General features: G+C 65.7%; 18 protein-coding genes, 1 pseudogene and 1 riboswitch. Of the genes and pseudogenes, 6 read left to right on the top strand and 13 right to left on the bottom strand.

Going from position 1 to position 18964, the window contains the following annotated elements; all coding sequences use genetic code 11:
• Window positions 1-19: 19 nt before the first annotated feature.
• From AC51GR_RS06735 to AC51GR_RS06685, 11 genes and pseudogenes are all read right to left on the bottom strand, one after another.
• Window positions 20-514, bottom strand: a complete 495-nt coding sequence (locus AC51GR_RS06735) for a polyadenylate-specific 3'-exoribonuclease AS (RefSeq protein WP_496323816.1) — start codon at window positions 512-514, stop codon at window positions 20-22.
• Window positions 515-522: 8 nt separating this feature from the next.
• Window positions 523-1230, bottom strand: a complete 708-nt coding sequence (locus AC51GR_RS06730; RefSeq protein ID WP_496323815.1) for a lysophospholipid acyltransferase family protein — start codon at window positions 1228-1230, stop codon at window positions 523-525.
• A gap of 140 nt (window positions 1231-1370) precedes the next feature.
• The gene (locus AC51GR_RS06725) at window positions 1371-2390 is read right to left on the bottom strand and encodes an ROK family protein (RefSeq protein ID WP_496323814.1); all 1020 of its coding nucleotides are present in this window, start codon (window positions 2388-2390) and stop codon (window positions 1371-1373) included.
• Window positions 2387-2818 (bottom strand): hypothetical protein, encoded by a 432-nt coding sequence (locus tag AC51GR_RS06720; protein ID WP_496323813.1) that lies wholly within the window; start codon window positions 2816-2818, stop codon window positions 2387-2389. Before AC51GR_RS06720 ends, AC51GR_RS06725 begins: the two co-directional genes overlap by 4 nt.
• A 70-nt stretch (window positions 2819-2888) precedes the next feature.
• Window positions 2889-4106 carry an ArsA family ATPase gene (locus AC51GR_RS06715; protein ID WP_496324109.1) on the bottom strand — a complete coding sequence of 406 codons (1218 nt, stop codon included), beginning with the start codon at window positions 4104-4106 and terminating at the stop codon, window positions 2889-2891.
• Window positions 4107-4132: 26 nt separating this feature from the next.
• A complete protein-coding gene (locus AC51GR_RS06710; RefSeq protein WP_496323812.1) occupies window positions 4133-4570 on the bottom strand; it encodes an SRPBCC family protein in 438 nt (145 codons plus the stop codon).
• Window positions 4571-4683: 113 nt separating this feature from the next.
• Window positions 4684-5079, bottom strand: a pseudogene (locus AC51GR_RS06705) (hypothetical protein); the annotation flags it as partial.
• Between the two features lie 76 nt (window positions 5080-5155).
• The gene (locus AC51GR_RS06700) at window positions 5156-6280 is read right to left on the bottom strand and encodes a glycosyltransferase family 4 protein (protein ID WP_496323811.1); all 1125 of its coding nucleotides are present in this window, start codon (window positions 6278-6280) and stop codon (window positions 5156-5158) included.
• A gap of 4 nt (window positions 6281-6284) precedes the next feature.
• On the bottom strand, window positions 6285-7688 hold the full coding sequence (locus AC51GR_RS06695; protein WP_496323810.1) for a hypothetical protein: 1404 nt from the start codon (window positions 7686-7688) through the stop codon (window positions 6285-6287).
• 8 nt (window positions 7689-7696) lie between these two features.
• Entirely contained in the window at window positions 7697-8713 is a 1017-nt protein-coding gene (locus AC51GR_RS06690; protein ID WP_496324108.1) for a C40 family peptidase, read from the bottom strand.
• 252 nt (window positions 8714-8965) lie between these two features.
• Window positions 8966-9550 carry a C40 family peptidase gene (locus AC51GR_RS06685; RefSeq protein WP_496323809.1) on the bottom strand — a complete coding sequence of 195 codons (585 nt, stop codon included), beginning with the start codon at window positions 9548-9550 and terminating at the stop codon, window positions 8966-8968.
• A gap of 15 nt (window positions 9551-9565) precedes the next feature.
• Window positions 9566-9749: riboswitch (cyclic di-AMP (ydaO/yuaA leader) on the bottom strand.
• A gap of 643 nt (window positions 9750-10392) precedes the next feature.
• Between AC51GR_RS06685 and AC51GR_RS06680 the strand changes: the two genes are divergently transcribed.
• Window positions 10393-12111, top strand: a complete 1719-nt coding sequence (locus AC51GR_RS06680) for a DEDD exonuclease domain-containing protein (RefSeq protein ID WP_496324107.1) — start codon at window positions 10393-10395, stop codon at window positions 12109-12111.
• Window positions 12112-12131: 20 nt separating this feature from the next.
• Window positions 12132-12407, top strand: coding sequence for an Lrp/AsnC family transcriptional regulator (locus AC51GR_RS06675; RefSeq protein ID WP_482142033.1), 276 nt, complete (start codon window positions 12132-12134; stop codon window positions 12405-12407).
• 19 nt (window positions 12408-12426) lie between these two features.
• Here AC51GR_RS06675 and trpD read toward each other — a convergent pair whose 3' ends face one another.
• Together trpD and AC51GR_RS06665 are read right to left on the bottom strand one after the other, a co-directional pair.
• Window positions 12427-13476, bottom strand: coding sequence for an anthranilate phosphoribosyltransferase (gene trpD / locus AC51GR_RS06670; protein WP_496323808.1), 1050 nt, complete (start codon window positions 13474-13476; stop codon window positions 12427-12429).
• A 151-nt stretch (window positions 13477-13627) separates the two neighbouring features.
• The gene (locus AC51GR_RS06665) at window positions 13628-14086 is read right to left on the bottom strand and encodes a hypothetical protein (RefSeq protein WP_496323807.1); all 459 of its coding nucleotides are present in this window, start codon (window positions 14084-14086) and stop codon (window positions 13628-13630) included.
• Between the two features lie 148 nt (window positions 14087-14234).
• Here AC51GR_RS06665 and ctaE point away from each other — a divergent pair, with 148 nt between their 5' ends.
• The 4 genes from ctaE to qcrB are packed head-to-tail and all read left to right on the top strand — an operon-like array spanning window position 14235 to window position 18609.
• Window positions 14235-14846 (top strand): aa3-type cytochrome oxidase subunit III, encoded by a 612-nt coding sequence (gene ctaE / locus AC51GR_RS06660; RefSeq protein WP_496323806.1) that lies wholly within the window; start codon window positions 14235-14237, stop codon window positions 14844-14846.
• Between the two features lie 57 nt (window positions 14847-14903).
• Window positions 14904-15827, top strand: a complete 924-nt coding sequence (gene qcrC / locus AC51GR_RS06655) for a cytochrome bc1 complex diheme cytochrome c subunit (RefSeq protein WP_496323805.1) — start codon at window positions 14904-14906, stop codon at window positions 15825-15827.
• Window positions 15824-16996: a cytochrome bc1 complex Rieske iron-sulfur subunit gene (gene qcrA / locus AC51GR_RS06650; RefSeq protein ID WP_496323804.1), complete on the top strand. Its 1173-nt coding sequence runs from the start codon at window positions 15824-15826 to the stop codon at window positions 16994-16996. The genes qcrC and qcrA overlap by 4 nt, the downstream gene beginning before the upstream one ends.
• Window positions 16993-18609 carry a cytochrome bc1 complex cytochrome b subunit gene (gene qcrB / locus AC51GR_RS06645; RefSeq protein WP_496323803.1) on the top strand — a complete coding sequence of 539 codons (1617 nt, stop codon included), beginning with the start codon at window positions 16993-16995 and terminating at the stop codon, window positions 18607-18609. The genes qcrA and qcrB overlap by 4 nt, the downstream gene beginning before the upstream one ends.
• Window positions 18610-18964 lie beyond the last annotated feature (355 nt).

The raw sequence follows: 18964 nt of genomic DNA, 5'->3' as shown, positions 1-18964 counted from the left end.
CAGGACACAGACGGCGAGGTCACGCGCGCGGTGTACCCAGCGATGCCTCGATGGCCAGCCACTTGTTGAGGTTGTGCCGCGCGTCCGCGAGCGCGTCGTGCGCATCCTTGGGCGCAGCGGGTATCTCCGGCCGGCCGTTGAGCTCCCAGTGCTGCCGCAACTCGCGGGTGTAGCGCGGCATCTCCCGCGGCAACGCGGTCATCGGACCCCAGAGCTGACAGAGAGCCACGTGGTCATAGGCACCGACCCAGGCCCACAGCTCGATCGTGCCCGCGCCCTCGGTCAGGAAGTCGAAGATGTCGCTGCGGATCCGCGACCGTCCACGCCAGGCCTTCGACGCCGGTGACGGCAGTTTGGGAAGCACATTTGCCCGAACCCACGGGCCCGCCTTGTCTGGGTTGAATTCGGTTGACACCGCGTAGAACTCACGGCCGTCTTCGGCCACCATGCCGATCGACACGAGGTCGATGGTGTGCCCGTCCTCGATGAACTCGCAGTCGTAGAAGTAACGCACCGCCGGGCTCAGGCGGCCGGCAAGGTGGACGCGGGCGGACCGGCCGGCTTGTCCTTGAGGGACGCGGCGTACACATCGACGTACTGCTGACCGCCCAGACGCATGAGTTCGTACATGATCTCGTCGGTGACGGCACGTTCGATGAAGCGGTTGCCCTCCATGCCCTCGTAACGACTGAAATCGAGCGGCTTGCCGATCTTCACGGTGATCCTCGCCGGACGCGGGACCGTCGTCCCGGGCGGATTGAGGTCGCTGGTACCGATCATCGCCACCGGGATCACCGGCACGCCACAGGCCATCGCGACCCGCGCCAGGCCCGTCTTGCCCTTGTAGAGGCGACCGTCGGGCGACCGGGTCCCCTCCGGGTACATCGCCATCAGGTCACCGGCGTCGAGCTTGCGCTTGGCCGCCGACAGTGCGCCTGCAGCGGCGTCGGCCCCGGTGCGATCGATGGGGATCTGGCTCGACGCGCTGAAGAACCAGCGCTGGAACGCGCCCTTGGCGCCCGTGCCGGTGAAGTATTCGCTCTTGGCCAGGAAGTACATCCGGCGCGGAACCATCAGCGGAAGGTAGAAACTGTCGACGACGGCCAGATGATTGCTGGCCAGGATCGCCGGCCCCTTGGTCGGAATATTTTCCAGGCCTTCGACTTTCGGCCGCCCGATGACCCGGAGGAACGGTCCCATCAGGATGTATTTGAAGACCCAGTACCACATGTCTTCCCACTCTCTGACGAGCCACGAACGCCCCGCCGCTGTTTGCCGAAAACCCAATACGACTGGAGACTTTACCCACCCGGCCGGGGCAGCGTCACCGCCCCGATGCGGGACGCGTCAAGACCCCGATGCGGGACGCGTCAAGACCCCGACGTGGGACGCGTCATGGCGGCCGTCTCGGTGCGCGCCACCTGGGCGGCGCCGATCATTCCGGCGGCCTCCCCCAGCTGCGTGCCACGGATCCGTGCCATCCGGCGATGTCCGGCGCCGGTGAGCAACGCCGAATAGTGCTCGCGTGCCTCGTCGAGATACAACCCGGCCGAGGACCCCACACCGCCGGCGATCACCACCAGGTCCGGATCGAATACATCGCAGACCATGGCCAGGCCCAGCCCCAGCCAGCGCGCGAAATCGGCGAACGCCGCCAGTGCCAGCGCGTCGCCGTCGTGCGCTGCGGCCGCGATCCGGCGCCCGGTCAATGAGCCCGGGTCTTCCATGATCTCGCGGGCGAGTTGACTGTTCCAGTCACCGGCGTCGGCGATCATCTCGACCACGGTGTCGACCAGGGCCGTACCGCTGCAATACCTCTCCCAGCACCCGTACTTGCCACACGAACACGGCCGGCCATCGGGCATCACCCGCAGATGCCCCAACTCGGGTGCCACGCCGAAGCTGCCCCGATAGATCTCACCGTCGATCAGGAACCCTGCGCCGATGCCGGTACCGATCGTGACCACCACGGTGTTGCGTCCCCGCCCCGCACCGAAGTGATACTCGGCCACCGCCGCCGAGTTGGCGTCGTGTTCGAGAAAGACCGGCAACCCGACCCGTTTGCTCATGTCCTCGGCCACCCTGGCCTCCCGCCACGGCAGGTGGGGCGAGAACCGAATGGTCTGGCGATCGGCGGTCAGGAATCCCGCCACCGCCAGGCCCACCGCGGTCACGCTCCAGCGGCTCGTCAGTTCCGCGACCGCTCGATCGAGTGCCGACTGCAGCGCCACTTCGGTGCCCGGGGTCGGTGCGCGGACCGTGTCGTGAACCCGACCGAGCTCATCGACCACCGCGGCCCTGATACTCGTGCCGCCGATGTCGATCCCGATTGCCAACTCACCGCCGCCGGCGCCCCCGTGGCGGATCGGACCGGACGCCCCGCCGCTCACCCGCCGCCCGTCGGTGGATCGTCCGGCGCGTCGAAGTGCACCGTGATCGGTTCGTAGGAATGCTCGCGCCACCCGCCTTCAGCGGTGGGCGTGGCCGCCGCGGAACCGGGCGTCGACCCCATCACCTGTTCGAGCGCCTGCTGAATGGCCTCCAGGATCGCGATCAACTGACCGAGCATCTCCCAGATCAGCTCACCGGCCTCCTCGATGACGACCTCCAGCGTGGTCCGGATCTGCGCCGAAAAGTCGCTCGGCGCGCCCTGACCGTCATCGGCCGCACCACGCGCACGGGGACCGGAGTCGCCGCCGAGCAGACCTGCGGCAAGGACGTCGACTTTCTCGAGGAGCCCGACAAGCAGTACCCGCCACTCGTCCGGGTCGCCCCCGGATCGAGACCCGCCTGACGAGCCGTCGTGCTGTTCGTCCACTCGGCCCTCTCTCGGTTGGAACCGACGCATCGGTCACGACAGTTGTGCGGTGCCCGCCATTCTTACGTATCTACGACTGGCTCGGCCACAGATCAGGATCGGGCCGGAACCGCACCGTCATGAACCCATCATCCCAATGGGCATCGAGAACCACGCACCGGCGCAGCACCGAGGGCAATCGGACGCGTTGCCGAACGCCACTGACGGTGACCATCAGGTCGTCCCCGCTCCGGCCCAACCGGAGTCCGGAGGGGTCGGGCAGAGACTGCCGCCACCGCATCCGATACACCGAATCCAGACCGGTCCCCGACTCGCGCGCCACATCGGCGGCACGGGGGCCGACCGGATTCATCGGCCGGTACTCCAGCTGCGCCCCGAGCTCACGCATCCTGACCACCGAATCGATGGGTTCGGAAAGCCAAGGCAGACACATCAATTCGGCCTCGCCACCGATCTCTTGCAACTGTTCCACGCAGGAACGCTGTTCGGCGGATTTACGAGCGAACCAATCCGATGACGTTTGTGCGTCGCCGGTGTCCGGCATCAGGCGGTTGACCAGAACAGAGGTCAGTGGCAGACCCATCACCTGTAAGACGGCCTGGTAGCGTCGCGCGGCGAGCACCCCGTGGGTGTCGGCCCCGACCACCAGATGGGCGCTGACACCGGCGGAATCGAACAACAGGTCATCGATGTCGGAACAATCCCGGATCAGGGCATCGAGTATCGCGACCACACGCGCGATCCGGGTGCTGTCGGTGGCCGCACCCAGCCGACGATGGCGGGGCCAGAGTCGCTCGATGGTGTCGGCCACCATCTGCGGGACCCGGAACAGTTCGAACGGGTCGGTCGCACCCGAGGTGTCGACAACCACACGTGACCACTGCCCGGAGGCAGCCTCGTCGCGGATACGCCGCAACGCGAGAAGGGATTCGACCCCCGGCATGCCGAGGATCTCTTCGGGGTCCAGGCCCGCCAGAACCTCACCCGACCCGGGGACCGCGGCGCCCGTGAGCGCGCCGGTGGTCAGGGCATCCCGGATCTTGCCCCACGTATCGGCCAGCATCGCGAGGGTGTCGAGCTCCAGGAGGTCGACGTGCCGAGAGGCCGGGATCACTTGTCCCGGAACCGAAAACACCCCGAAGATGCCGGCGACGACATGAAACCGGTCCAGCGACACCACCAGGGTCTTGCCGCGCCGGCCCGCCTCGGACCGGCCACCGGCTGATCCCCGCTCACCGACCGCACCGGCGGCGGCGACGGTGGAGGTTCCGGTACCACCCGGTCCCAGGACGAGGTGGATGGGCGCTAGATCGATCAGCCTTCGACCCTCTTCTTGAGTTCCTTGAGCGCGGCGTCGGTGATCGCCTTCTCGGCACGACGCTTGAGTGCCCCGATCATCGGGATCGCCAGGTCCACCGTCAACTCGTACGTCACCTTCGTCGACCCCGGTGCCTGCTGAACGAGCGAGTACCGCCCGTGCTGGGCTGTCTGCAGCTCGCTGGTGATCAAATCCCAGGTCACCGTGTTCCCATTGGCGGACCAGTCGTAACTCAGCTCGTACCTGTCCTTGAGGACCCCGGCGTCGAGAACGAACCGTACGTGCTCGGCGCGACCATCGGCTCCCGACTTCACGACCTCGACCTCACGGGCCGCCGACACCCACTGCGGGTACTTCTCGAAGTCCGCGATCACCGCCATGATGACGCCGGCGTCGGCATTGATGACAATCGATTGCTCGGTGCGGTCGGTCATCTGCCGGCCTTTCCGTCGGGGCCGGCTCCGCCTTCGGCTGCGCGTCCAGACCCGCTGGGGCCGGCTCCGCCTTCGGCTGCGCGTCCAGACCCGATGGGGCCGGCTCCGACCGTCGCAGCCGCGGCCGGGCCACCGACATGACGCTCCCGCTCGAGCCGGTCCTTGACCTCGAAAGCCATCGCCCGCCCGGCAACGCGTCGCCGGTGATTCAACTCGGCCACCGCGTCCATGCGGGCCCGCGGCGCTGCGGGAAGTTCACCGACCGGTTCGGCATGCAGGAAGTAGTGCATCACAAAGCCATCGAGCACCGGTTCGAGCCAGAGTTCGCTGGTACCGGCCAACGGGCCCGCAACACTGAACCGCACACCCTGCTGTGCCCGATCCTCGACAACCGTCAATCGCAGGTCCGGCCACCAGCGACGCCAGTTCGCGCGGTCGGCTATCACCGCTGTTGCTGCTTCGGGTGGCGCCGCGATGAATGTCTGATCGGCAACCTGAATACTGGTCACCGCATTAGCTTCACATATCGGCTTACAGACCCGACGACAAACCCTGCCTTGACCCGTGTGCGCGGTGATCGTGCGGTCACAGCAGATGCCGCAGACGACCGGCCATGTGTTCCCACCGCCAGCGGGAACACACCCATTCACGACCCGCACGGCCCATCGAGTCGCGCAGCTCCGGGTTGCCCAGAACAGTTGTCAGTGCCTCGGCGATCTGGGACACCGACCGCCCGTCGACCACGAGCCCGGTCTCGCCCTGCAGCACCGTCTCGGGTGCACCACCCGAATCACCTGCGATCACCGGCACTCCGGTCGCCGACGCCTCCAGGTACACGATGCCCAATCCTTCGACGTCCAATCCGCGACCACGCGTGCGCGCCGGCATCGCGAACACATCGGCGATGTTGTGATAGCTCGCCAACTCGTCCGCCGGGACCGACCCGGTGAACAGGACGTGGTCGGTCATCCCCGTGTCGGCCGCGAGCTCGCGCAGGCGTTTCGCGTCGGGTCCACCACCGACGATCACCAGGGTTGCCCCCGCGATCGACCCCCGGACCTGTGGCAGCGCCTGGATCAGCATGTCCTGCCCCTTGCGCGGCACGAGCCGCGACAGACACAGGATGGTCGGCGCATCGCCCAGCCCCAGCCGCTCCCGAAAGACCTGGCGGGCAACGGGATCGGGGGCGAATCGGTCGACGTCGACGCCGGGCGGTAGGTGTTCGAGCGCCGCGTGCGCTCCGAACGCGGCGGCGAAGCGGCCGCGGGTGTACTTGCTCACATAGGTGATCACGTCGGTGTTGCGGCCGATCATGCCGAGTGTCTGGCGGGCCACCGGCAGCATCGACCAGCCCACCTCATGGCCGTGGGTGCTGGCGACCACCCGGTCGGCACCGGCCCGCCGGACCGCGCCTGCCAGTGTCGCCAACGGCGCGGCCGCACCGAACCACACCGTGTCCACCTGATGCGCACGCACCAACTCGGCCGCCCGATGAGCGACCAAGGGCGTCGGCAACATCAATGTCGTCCCGTGCCGCACCACCTCATACGGCTGCTGGGCATCGAAACGGACGTGGCTGTCCCCGCGCCAGCGCGGCGCGTAGACGATGATGTCGTCGGCCGGAAGCCGATCGACCAGATTCTGCAGGTACGACTGGATCCCCCCTTGCCGGGGTGGAAAGTCGTTGGTGACCAACAGGGTCCGGTGCATCAGCTCACCGTATCTGCGCCCAGAGCCAATCGCGCCATTGCCGCACCAGTTCTTCGCGGGAGATCCCCAGCACCACTGTGGATGCGGTGTCCTGAGCGGCCACCACCAGCGCGGGGTCGACGGGTTGATCCGCACCGGCCAGGGCGACGTAGAAGTTCCGGAGCTCGTCCGGTCCGAACCTCTCGGCGACGAAGGCGGCCACCGACCACGCCGACTGATACGACACGGCCGCGTCGGGATTGCTCGGCGAGAAGTCGGCATCGCTCGGCAAGTCTGCCGGTGGCCCCGAGGTCGTGATCTCCTGCGCCAGGGCCGGTGCCGCCTGCGAGAGCTCCGTATAGGTGCCGCTACGGCCGACGTACTCCGCGACCCCCTCGGTGACCCACGTGGCGGCATTCTCCGCGGTGACCGCCCGGGCCGCCACATGGAACACCTCGTGGCGCAGGACCACGCCCAGCTCACCGGAATCGAGTTGTGCCGCTTGGGGAGTGAACACCACTCGCTGACCGATGGCGGTCGGCGCCGCCCCGTCCGGTCTCTCGATCTCGGTGAAGACGGTCACCGCGGCGGCGGCTTCCGCGTCGGATCCACCGGCTCCGGTGATCGAACGGAACTCGTCGTCGGTGTCCGCGGCGATCACGCCGACGCTCTGTGGCCATTTCGTGCCCCAGAACCGACTCACCGAGGTCACCGCGGCCGGAAGCTCACCGGCAATCGCGTCGGCGAATCGGCGGTCACCGCCATTGGTGAGCACCAGCGACTCACCAGGACTCGTCGCGACCTTCTGCGCACCCGGAGTCGGGAACTGCCAGACCTGGCCGGGAGCCGGTGCCTCTCCGAACAGTGGCGCTGCTTCGGCGACGATGCGCCAGCCGTCCGGGTACTGGGCCATGACCATCGGGATGTCGACCACCACGACTTTCGGGTCGATACCCGCGTACGCATAGCGCAGCTGTACCGGTGCCACCCAGGAATCGACGCTGCCGGCAGCGTCGAGGGTGTCCTGGATCTGACTCGGCACCCGGCGTTCGAAGTCGCGGCTGTCCGCGAGCCGGTACTCGAAGGTCGTCAACGGCAGATCCGGGACGCCGGCAGCACTGAGCTCGGTCCGACTGCGTAGAGCGGCATCAGCGGACGGGTCCAGTTGCGCCAGCGCCTTGTCGGGGTCATCGGCCCGCAACGCGTCGGTATAGGCCTGCAGGGTGAGGGTGACGCCGAGTGTCCGCGCCTGTTCATACGGATTCGCAGGCCGCGCGGCGGGCGCGGCGGACTCCGATGCCGAATCCTGGGACGGGTCACGGGCTATGACGATGGCCGCGATGGCGACCACGGCGACGAGCACCACCGCGAGTACTGCCCAGACTGCGCGCCGGGTCCGGGGGGCGAGGGCGTCGAGCCCCTTGCGCACCGAGATGATCAGTACCGTCGGGCCGAGTTGAACGGGCCACCCTTGTCCACCGGGACAACCGCCACGGGCACACCAAAGGTGGACGCGTGGATCACGTACCCGTTGCCGACGTACATACCTACGTGGGTGGCGTCGGGGTAATAGATGATCAGGTCACCGGGTCGCATGTCGTCGCGGGAGACCTCGGTTCCACCGGCGAGTTGGGCCTGGCTCGACCGCGGCAACGTCTTTCCGGCCTGCTTGTAGGCCCAGACCATCAGTCCGGAACAGTCGAATTGGTCGGGACCGGTGGCGCCCCAGACGTACGGATCCCCCACCCGGGTCATCGCCGCACGAACCGCGACCACCTCCGGAGCGGTACCGGCGGGCAGCAGCTTCGGGTCGAAGTCGACACTGGCACCGGCGAGTTCGGCGAGTTGCTTGCCGGTCAGTGCCTGGTACATGGCCCGGATCTCGGTCGCCTTGAAGACGCGCTCACTTTGCTGGGCCTGCAGGTCGGCACTGGTCTTCTCGGCGGTGGCAACAGCGGCTTCGGCCTTGAGTTTGGCGTCGGCCGCGGTCTTCTGCGCCTTCTCCGCGTTCGACTTCGCGGCGGTGAACTTCTTGACGTCCGCTACCGTCTGGCGCGAGATCATCTCCAGGCCGGCCATCTGGTCGAGAAGCGACTGCGGCGAATCACTCACCAGCACCGCGTAGAGGCGATTGACCCGGGCCCCTTTGTAACTCGCGGTGACGAGCGCATCGACCGCGCCCTGCAGATCCGCGGCCTGCTTGTCGAGTGCGGCGACATTGGCCACGGCCGCCTCGGAATCCTTGGTCGCAGCGGCGACGGCCTCGCGTTGTTTGCCGAGTTCGATGGTCGCCGTGTGGATCGCCTCGGTGGCCTGTTCGGCTTCACGCCCGAGTTTGGTGTAGTCGGCCAGCATCACGTCGGGGCTCTGTGGAGCGGGTTCGGCACCCGCCGGCGTACCGGCCCCCAGGGCGACGGCCAACGCCACGACCACACCGGCGACCACAGTCCGCATCACGGCGGCATATCCCTCACGCACCACGACTCTGACAACTCCTTGTTGACCGACGTTCACAATTCCGGTCGACGGCGGTCACCCGACGACCTATCCCCTGCACTGCATTTGACCAACCCGGCCAGGCTACACAGCGCGCATGGGCGGGCGATGTGAATCGCCGGACACCAGCGCCGTAAAGGCTGCCGGATGCCGTCGGGCGGGACCGCAAGACTCTGCGGACCCGCCCAATGGCTGTTCAGTTCTGGTTGCTCAGTAGCGGCGGATGTCCACGATCGACATGCCGTCGAGAGCCATCCGGGCGACGGGCACACCCTCGGTCGAGGAGTGCACGACTTCACCGCCGCCGACGTAGATGCCGGCATGGCCGCCACCGTTGTAGATCACGACGTCGCCGGGCAGGGCGTTCGCAGCGCTGACGCTGGTGCCTCCGCCGAGCTGGCCGTAGCTGTCCCGGGGAATGGTCTGACCGGCCTGCTGGTGCGACCAGTAGACGAGACCCGAGCAATCGAAAGCACTGGGGCCGGCTGCGCCGTAGACGTACGGCGAACCGATCTTGCTGACTGCGGCGTCCGCAGCGATCTGACCGGCAGCCTTGACAGGTGCGGGCGCAGCGGCGACGCCGGGGAGGAGGTTTTCCGGCTTCAGCTCATTCGGAATCATTTCCGGGGTGAGACCGGGGATGTCGAAAGTTCCGACACCGGGGACGGTCACCGGTGCGGCGAAGGCAGGCGCTGCGGCGATACCCAGGGTGCCGAGAGTGATCGAACCGGCAATGAGTGCACCGCGGGCACTCTTGGCGCCACGGCTTTCTTTGTTCAAACGATGTTTCGCCACGAAGCGAGATCTCCTTGTTTCTTCCCTATCCGCTGACCGAGTTAGCTGTCGGATTCGGGCCGGAAGATGGCCCTACCCGGTGAACCCGCAAAGTCGTTGAGACCTCAGGGTTCGATGGGATTCACCCCGAATGCGGACTTGTGGTCTGCATCAGATGGTTCCCCGGTTCACCGTGTTGGTGATTAAGCGGCGACCTGACGATTCCTCCGGATGGAGTGAACACTTTCGTTAGGTCTCAGAAAGGTTACGAAACCGTGGTGGCGAATGTCCACCGGAAGGACGACAGGGTCCGTCCGGCGTGTTGCGTCACACAGCCCACAAACGGGGCTGATTTTGGTCCGAAAAGTACCCTTGAGCTGCAGGAGTACGCCTGCGGTGATCGTGAGTCTCAGACTTGCCCAGCATGCCCGCGGCACGGAACGTCGCGACCGCCTCGTCTATGCGGGCCTCGTGATCAATAACGAATTCATCACAGCGAACTTCCGCATCCTCGCTGCTCCGGACCCCTACGGGGCCCATGAAGACGGTCATCATGCAGCCGTCACACTCGACAGGACGGCCCGGGCAGGTGCTGCATTCGATGAGCAATGTGATCTCCGTCTCATTGGGTCTCTCATCTCGATCTCGGGGCCCTCAGGGTTTACCCGGAGGCGAGATGAGGCCGACTTTTGTTACATCGCTCGAGACGCTAGCGGCACCCTCCGACAAGACATCTCGGATGTTGTACCCGGCCCTCCGCGGCCCAAACATCCGAGCCCGACAACGTAGTGCTGTCGGAGGCTCGAACTAGTGTTCGTCGCGTGAGTGGTGTGAGTGGTGTCAGTGAGGTCATTGGGGCCCAGATGTCGTTTGATGACCCGACCCTGGCGCATCCGGACGACCGGCCACTCCGCGAGACGACGTTTGTCGTGGTCGACCTCGAGACCACCGGCGGCAGCCCGACCGACGATCGCATCACCGAGATCGGGGCGGTCAAGATCTGTGGTGGCGAAGTGCTCGGTGATTTCGCGACACTCGTCGACCCCCGTCGCGGCATTCCCCCGCACATCGTCCGGTTGACCGGGATCACCGAGGCGATGGTCTACCGGGCGCCGACCATCGATCAGGTATTGCCGGCATTCCTGGAGTTCGCCCAGGATGCGGTGATCGTCGCGCACAACGCGCGCTTCGATGTCGGCTTCCTGCGCGCCGCCGCCAACGACCTCGGCCACCCGTGGGACTTCCATCGGGTTCTGTGCACCGTGAAACTCGCGAGACGGGTGCTGACCCGTGACGAGGCGCCCACGGTGAAACTCTCCGCCCTCGCCGCCCTGTTCGCCGTGCAGACGCAGCCGACGCACCGGGCGCTCGACGATGCCCGTGCGACGGTGGAGGTACTGCATCGCCTGTTCGAGCGGGTGGGCAACCAGGGTGTCCATACATATAGGGAACTGCGCGACTATCTCCCCGGAATTTCTGCGGCCACCCGCAGCAAGAGAGCACTGTCGGACCACCTGCCGTCCGAACCCGGCGTCTATCTGTTCCGCGGACCGTCGGACGAAGTCCTGTATATCGGGACGGCGGTCGATCTACGGCGTCGGGTTCGCAGTTATTTCACCGGATCGGAGACCCGTACCCGCATCCGGGAGATGGTGGATCTGGCCACCCGCGTCGATCACGTGCAATGCGCACACCGCATCGAGGCCGGGGTCCGGGAACTGCGCCTGCTCGGCGCCCATGCCCCGCCATACAACCGTCGGTCCAAGTTCCCCCATCGTGGTTGGTGGCTCTGCCTCACCGACGAGCCGTTCCCACGGCTGAAGGTGAGCCGCACGCCCACCACGACTGCCCTGGGCCCGGTCCGGTCCCGATCCGTTGCATATGACATCGCCGACCTCATCGCCGAACTCTGTGAACTGCGCACCTGCCGCACACCGCTACGTGCCACCGGTGTGCACCGCTGCGAGGTCGGTCCGGACGGCAGACGGATCGTCGGCGGCTGCCACGGTGCGAGCGCCGAAGCGCTCGATGCCGGCGTCTACCGCCCGCGGGCCCAGGCGGTGGCCGACCTGTTCTCGGGCCGCAGCGATGCACCCATCCTGGTCGCACTCGATCGACTGACCGCCCTGTCCGAGGCGGAATTGTTCGAGAACGCGGCCCGGCTGCGCGACCGCCTCGATCAACTCATCGCCCACCTCGAACGCTGTCAGCGCCTGGCCGCGCTCGCCCGGATCTCCGAGCTCGTCGCAGCCGCACCCGACGGGCGCGGTGGCTGGGACCTTGCCGTCATCCGGCATGGACGCCTGGCCAGCGCCGGTGTCGCGACCCGCGGCGTCCCCCCGATGCCGGTCGTCGAGTTGCTCGCCGCATCCGCCGAGACCGTGATTCCCGAAACCGGACCGCTCTGCGGTGCCCCGCCGGAAGAAACCGCCCTGGTCTTCCGGTGGCTCACCAGTCCGGGTGTTCGAATCGTCTGCGCCACAAGCGGATTCAGCCTACCCAGACACGGCGCCGGACGCTGGGCCCAGTGGCGCGAACTCGTCGGATCGGCACATCGGACCATCGACATCGATCACGACTGAACCGGCACTACTCTGAGACCATGATTACCGCGATCGTCCTGATCCAGACCGACGTCCACCAGATCCCCGAAACCGCCCAGGCCGTCGCCGACATCCCCGGTGTCACCGAGGTCTATTCGTGCGCAGGCGACGTCGATCTGATCGCAAAGCTACGGGTCCGCGACCATGAAAAGATCGCCGACGTGGTGACCGAGTCGATCAGCCGACTCCCCGGGGTCAAGCACACCGCAACCCACATCGCGTTCAAGAGCTACTCCAGCGCCGACGTCGACGCAGGCTTCTCCATCGGCGAGTGATCGAGGCCGACAGCTCGGGTCAGGCGTTGCTGACCCGGACCCACTCGGCCAGAACTGCTGCGGCAGCGCCCGAATCGATCGCTGCCGCAGCCACCGCCAGGTGGGCACGCAACTGCTCGTGCAGATCGAGGTCCGGTTGCGGGCGGTAGGCGGTCAGCGCACCGGCGGCGTTGAGCAGCACCGCATCCCGGACCGGACCCGGCCGACCGGCGAAGGTCTCCCGGGCGACGGTCGCGTTGTGTTCGGCGTCGCCACCCTGCAGCGCCGACAACTCCACCCGGGCCAGCCCGAGGGTTGTCGGATCCACCGTCTGCGTGCGCACCGAACCGCCGAACGCCTGCCACACCGTGGAGGTCGATGTGGTGGTCAACTCATCGAGACCATCGTCGCCGCGGACGACGAGAACCGAATCGCCGCGCTCCACGAAGGTCTGCGCCAGCACCGGTGCCAGGTCGACGAACGCACAACCGACCAGCCCGCTCGTCGGACGCGCCGGATTGGTCAGCGGCCCCAGCACGTTGAAGACCGTGGGGATACCGATCTCCTTGCGGGGTGCGGCAGCAAAGCGCAGCGCCGGATGGAAGACCGGAGCGAAGCAGAAGCCGATGCCGGCCTCGGCAACACAACGGCTCACACCGTCGGCGGTCAGCGCGATGTTCACGCCCAGCGCCTCCAGGACATCGGCGCCGCCGCTCTTCGAGGTGGCCGCCCGGTTGCCGTGCTTGACCACCGGAACCCCGGCCGCCGCGACCACCACCGCGGCCATCGTCGAGATGTTGACCGTGTTCGAGCGGTCGCCTCCGGTACCGACGATGTCGACACAGGGAACGGACGTCGACACGACTGTCGAGTGATTCAACATCGCGTCGGCGAGCCCACGCAACTCGGCGGCAACCGGTCCTTTGATCTTCAGTGCCACACCGAATGCCGCAATCTGGGCGGGTGTCGCATTGTCCGACATGATCTCGTTCATCGCCCACCCGGCGCCCTCGGTGGTCAGGTCCCGGCCGTCGGCCAGGACTCCAAGTACCTGAGGCCAGCTGCGGGCCTGCGCATCGGAGTGGGTCACGCGAAAAGACTATCCATTGCCCGACCGGGGCGACCACCTAGGCGTCCGCGACCGCGACGACACCCGGCGGATGCCCGCTCTAACGCGCCTGCAGCACCTGCCAGTCACAACAAAGAGGCAGGCTGCTTCCCGGCACTGCATCACAACCGCCCTAACGCGCCTGCAGCACCTGCCAGGCAATGACGGTGCCCCCGTGACGCTGCGCGAGTCCCGCCATGCGAGAGCGCTCCTGCGACACATGGAGCGCATCGATCAACTGCACCCGGGCCAACGCCAGGAGGACCTGACCCGCGACGACGTCGACCGTCTCCGGAACGTCGACCACCACCCGTTGATAGTGGTCCTGTGCGGCGAGTCCGATGACCGCTCCGACCGAGTCCTGCGGTACCACCAGGAGGTGCCGCAGCACGGCTTGCTCCTCGGCCCGCCACAGAGAAGCCGACAAGGTGGTCGACGCCGCCTCCGCATCGTCGAAACTCTCGGCGGTGACCGCCAGAGAAGATTCTTCGACCGACAACTCCCCGTTGGTCTTTCGACCGACTCCCAACCGCTCGGTCAAGCGCCGCCACCGGGAAACCTCGATCGGATTGCCGTTCACATCACGTGCCACCCCATCAGCCTCTCAGGTGGCCTGAAACCACACCACGGACACGCCGTGGGGAACCGTTTCAGCCCTACTACCAGCACCGCCGCATCAAGGTGGAAAAAAATGCGGACCCGGGTGGTCAGGGCTTACTACGAACCGTCATACTTCTCTGGTGACTAGCGCTGCAGCACCCACAGGATCAGCTATCACCCAGCGCGTGCACTCGCTGAACCGACCGAACATGGTCAGCGTTGGCACCATTGTGTGGCTTTCGAGCGAGCTGATGTTCTTTGCCGGATTGTTCGCGATGTATTTCGTGGCAAGGGCCGGAAACTACGGCAATTGGCCGATGGAGCCCACCGAGCTCAATCTGACACTGGCGATCCCCGTGACCGCCGTTCTGATTCTCTCCTCGGTGACATGTCAGCTCGGCGTCTTCGCCGCCGAGCGGGGCGACGTCTTCGGTCTCCGACGGTGGTACACCATCACCCTGATCATGGGCGCGTTCTTCGTCGCCGGACAGGGCTACGAGTACTACCACATGGTCCACGAGGGCACGACGCTCTCGTCAAGTGCCTATGGTTCCGTCTTCTACATCACGACGGGCTTCCATGGCCTGCACGTGATCGGCGGCCTCGTTGCCTTCGTCATCTTGTTGATCCGTACGCGGCTCAGCAAGTTCACGCCGGCACAGGCCACCGCCGCGATCGTCGTCTCGTATTACTGGCACTTCGTCGACATCGTCTGGATCGCACTCTTCGCGACCATCTACTTCATTCGGTAACGGCCGAAACAGTCTTTTGGTACAGGCAAAGTCAGTCCGCTAAGCAGAGAGATACAGATGAGTTCATCTCCCCCACCCACCTCACCCGGGGATTCGGAAACAGGTGCCCTCAGCGAGGGCACCGGCCGCACAGACGCAAAGAAATCCAAGTCGCGCCGCAAGTTGCGTCGTCGCGCTTCCGGAGCTCTTCTTCTGTTGGCAGGTCTGGTTGTCGCCGGCGGACTGGCCGCAGCCATCACGCCTGAAGCCCAGGTCGCCAAGGCCGACAGCGATTCCACTGCCGCATTGGTCCAGGACGGCAGGAAGCTCTACGAGACCTCCTGCATCACCTGCCACGGCGCGAACCTCGAAGGCGTTGCCGAGCGTGGTCCGTCGCTGGTGGGCGTCGGCGATGCGTCGGTGTACTTCCAGGTCTCGTCCGGCCGTATGCCCGCGGTCCGCGGCGAAGCCCAGATCCTCCGCAAGCCGGCCAAGTTCACCCAGTCCCAGATCGACCAGCTCGGTGCCTACATCCAGTCCATCGGTGGCGGCCCGCAGGTCGTCTACGCCAAGGACGCCGACGGCAACGTCATCTTCGAAAACGGCTACCCGGTCATCGAGCAGGGCGCACTGCGTGGCGAGAACATCGGCCGCGGCAGTGAGCTCTTCCGCTTGAACTGCGCCTCATGCCATAACTTCACCGGCCGTGGAGGTGCGCTGTCGTCGGGCAAGTTCGCGCCCGCCCTCGACGCGCCGAACGAGCAGGAAATCTATACCGCCATGCTCACCGGACCTCAGAACATGCCCAAGTTCTCGGACCGGCAGCTGACGGACACCGAAAAGCGCGACATCATCGGCTACGTCAAGTACGCCACCACGTCGAAGGACCCGGGCGGCTACGGACTCGGCGGCTTCGGCCCGGTGTCCGAAGGCATGTTCATGTGGTTCGTCGGCACGGTTGCAGTTGTCGCCGGCACGATGTGGATTGGATCACGTAGATGACCGACCAGCACAAACCAGATCCGACCCCGGATGAGCTGGATGCAATGAGCAAGGACGAGTTGGTCAAACTCGGCACCAACCTCGACGGCGTGGAGATCATCCACCGCCGCGAGCGTTTCCCGGTGCCGGGTACCAAGGCAGAGAAGCGGGCCGAGCGCACTGTCGCATTCTGGTTCGCACTCGCCGGGGTATCGGCCCTCGCGTGTTTGATCATCTTCCTGTTCAACCAGTGGGAATTCGTGATGCCCGATGGTGACAACTACTGGGCGTACATCCTCAACACCCCGCTCATCGGTTTCACCTTCGGTCTGTCGATCCTCTCTCTCGGTATCGGCGCGGTGCAGTTCACCAAGCGGTTCATCCCGGAGGAGATCTCGGTTCAGGATCGCCACGACGGTGGTTCTTCCGAGGTCGACAAGCGCACAATCGGCGCAGAGTTCGTCGATTCGCTGACCACCTCGACCCTCCCCCGCCGCAAGGCGATCAAGCGTGCCGGCCTGTTCGGCCTGGGCGCGTTCGCCCTGACCGGCGTGGTCGCAACGCTGGGTGGCTTCATCAAGAACCCGTGGGCGCTCGGCAAGGATGCCCCGCTGTGGAACACCGGCTGGTCGCCGATCTACAACTCGCCTGAGGACCCCAACGAGACGGTCTTCCTGCGACGCGACAACGGCAACCCGATGTCTGTGGTCCTGGTTCGTCCCGAGGATCTCGACGCCGGCGGCATGGAAACCGTGTTCCCGTGGCGAGTCTCCGACGGAACCGGAGAGACCGAGGAGTCGCGGCACAAGCTGATCGAAGGTCTGCGTGGCGTCAGCAACCCGGTCATGCTGATCCGTTTGCGTCCCAACGACGCCAAAAAAGCGATCAAGCGTCAGGGCCAGGAGAGCTTCAACTACGGCGACTACTACGCCTACACGAAGGTCTGCTCGCATCTCGGCTGCCCGACCTCACTGTTCGAGCAGCAAACAAACCGCATTTTGTGCCCGTGCCACCAGTCACAGTTCAACGCTCTCGAATACGCCAAACCGATCTTCGGTCCTGCCGCCCGTGCTCTCGCGCAGCTGCCGATCTCGGTCAACGAGCAGGGCTTCATGGTGGCTGCCGGTGACTTCATCGAGCCCGTCGGCCCGGCGTTCTGGGAACGCGGCCAGGGGAAGGACAAGCCATGAGCAAGATCGTGCAGCAGGCCGAGGAAGCAGATTCCCGGTATCACATGGCGGCCGGCATACGCCGCCAGATCAACAAGGTGTTCCCCACCCATTGGTCGTTCCTTCTCGGTGAGATCGCGCTGTACAGCTTCATCATCCTGCTGATCTCGGGCGTCTACCTGACGTTCTTCTTCGATCCGTCGATGTCCGAGGTCATTTACAACGGTTCCTACGAGCCGCTCAACGGCGTGATGATGACTCAGGCCTACGCCACCACCCTCGACATCTCGTTCGAGGTCCGCGGCGGGCTCTTCGTCCGGCAGATCCACCACTGGGCAGCGCTGCTCTTCGCGGCGTCGATCATCATCCACATGGCCCGCATCTTCTTCACCGGCGCTTTCCGGCGTCCACGTGAGGCGAACTGGGTCATCGGTTGCTTCCTGCTCGTGCTGGCGATGTTCGAAGGTTTCTTCGGATACTCACTCCCCGACGACCTGCTCTCGGGTACCGGTGTTCGTGCCGCCATGTCAGGCATCGTCCTGGGCATCCCGGTGGTCGGCACCTGGATCCACTGGGCACTGTTCGGTGGACAGTTCCCGGGCGACATCATCATCCCGCGCCTGTATGTCCTGCACATCCTGTTGTTCCCGGGAATCATCCTGGCGCTCATCGGTGCTCACCTGGCGCTGGTCTGGTACCAGAAGCACACGCAGTTCCCCGGCCCCGGCCGCACCGAGACCAACGTCGTCGGTGTCCGGATCCTGCCGGTGTTCGCAGTCAAGTCGGGCGCGTTCTTCGCGGTCACCTTCGGCATCCTGGCGATCATCGCGGGTCTGTTCCAGATCAACCCGGTATGGGCGATCGGCCCGTACAACCCGGCGCACGTCTCGGCAGGTTCTCAGCCCGACATCTACATGATGTGGACCGATGGTCTGGCCCGACTGATGCCGGCGTGGGAGATCTACTTCGGGAACGCCTACACGATCCCGGCCATCTTCTGGGTCGTCGTTGTACTGACGATCGTGTTCGGGCTCATGTTCACGTACCCGTTCATCGAGAAGAGGCTGACCGGCGATACCGCTCACCACAACCTGCTGCAGCGGCCGCGTGACGTGCCGGTGCGGACCGCGGTCGGTGCGATGGCGCTCTCGTTCTACATCATCCTCACGGTCTCTTGTATGAACGACATCATCGCCTACAAGTTCGACATCTCGCTGAACGCGACGACGTGGATGGGCCGGATCGGGTTGATCGTTGTCCCGCCGCTCGCCTACTACATCGCGTACCGCTGGGCTCTGGCTCTGCAGCGCAGCGACCGGGAGGTGCTCGAGCACGGCATCGAGACGGGCATCATCATGCGACTGCCGCACGGTGAGTTCATCGAGCTGCACCAGCCGCTGGGACCTGTCGACGAGCACGGACATCCGATTCCGTTGCCGTACGAGGGTGCTGCACTTCCGAAGCGGATGAACAAGCTCGGCTCCGCCGGCGAACCGGGTACCGGTTCTCTGCTGGTCGCCGACCCCGCCGAAGAGCAGGTTCGCAACGTCGAGCTGGAGAAGAAGGCCCATCACGACGAGAAGGACGCCCTGCGCGCGCTGCAAGAGCGCGGCGGAGATCCCTTCGTCGACTGATATCGCCATACAAGAAGAGCCGGACCGCAATTTGCGGTCCGGCTCTTCTTGTATGTGCAGACGGTGGTCATCGCGTGGGCGACTTCCTCGACCCGCTCCCCTACCCCGCTCCTCGGTGACCCTGTCGATGTCCAGCCGCTGAATTCGCGCCGGTTGCCTGCGTTCGCGCCGGTTGCAACCGGCGCCGATGCGTGTAGGTGGACCGGATTTACTGGGTGGACGCCCGAACCAGAGGCCACTCACCGACACAGAAGCAGAAGCTCCACGGGGGCCTTGGATGTGTAGACATGTGCGGCAACCCCGCGCCCTACCCTGGCGCCCCCCGTCGAGCGTCCCACACCTAAATTCGCGCCAG

Source organism: Williamsia sp. z71 (assembly GCF_059553375.1).
The sequence above is the reverse complement of the archived record's forward strand: the minus strand, read 5'-3'. Positions and strand labels throughout refer to the sequence as shown.

Excerpts from the sequence above, each read along its gene's own strand:
- AC51GR_RS06730 (WP_496323815.1), bottom strand. The coding sequence starts at position 1,230 with ATGTGGTACTGGGTCTTCAAATACATCCTGATGGGACCGTTCCTCCGG.
- AC51GR_RS06710 (WP_496323812.1), bottom strand. The coding sequence starts at position 4,570 with ATGACCGACCGCACCGAGCAATCGATTGTCATCAATGCCGACGCCGGC.
- AC51GR_RS06700 (WP_496323811.1), bottom strand. The coding sequence starts at position 6,280 with ATGCACCGGACCCTGTTGGTCACCAACGACTTTCCACCCCGGCAAGGG.
- AC51GR_RS06690 (WP_496324108.1), bottom strand. The coding sequence starts at position 8,713 with ATGCGGACTGTGGTCGCCGGTGTGGTCGTGGCGTTGGCCGTCGCCCTG.
- AC51GR_RS06680 (WP_496324107.1), top strand. The coding sequence starts at position 10,393 with ATGTCGTTTGATGACCCGACCCTGGCGCATCCGGACGACCGGCCACTC.
- AC51GR_RS06675 (WP_482142033.1), top strand. The coding sequence starts at position 12,132 with ATGATTACCGCGATCGTCCTGATCCAGACCGACGTCCACCAGATCCCC.
- qcrC (WP_496323805.1), top strand. The coding sequence starts at position 14,904 with ATGAGTTCATCTCCCCCACCCACCTCACCCGGGGATTCGGAAACAGGT.
- qcrA (WP_496323804.1), top strand. The coding sequence starts at position 15,824 with ATGACCGACCAGCACAAACCAGATCCGACCCCGGATGAGCTGGATGCA.
- qcrB (WP_496323803.1), top strand. The coding sequence starts at position 16,993 with ATGAGCAAGATCGTGCAGCAGGCCGAGGAAGCAGATTCCCGGTATCAC.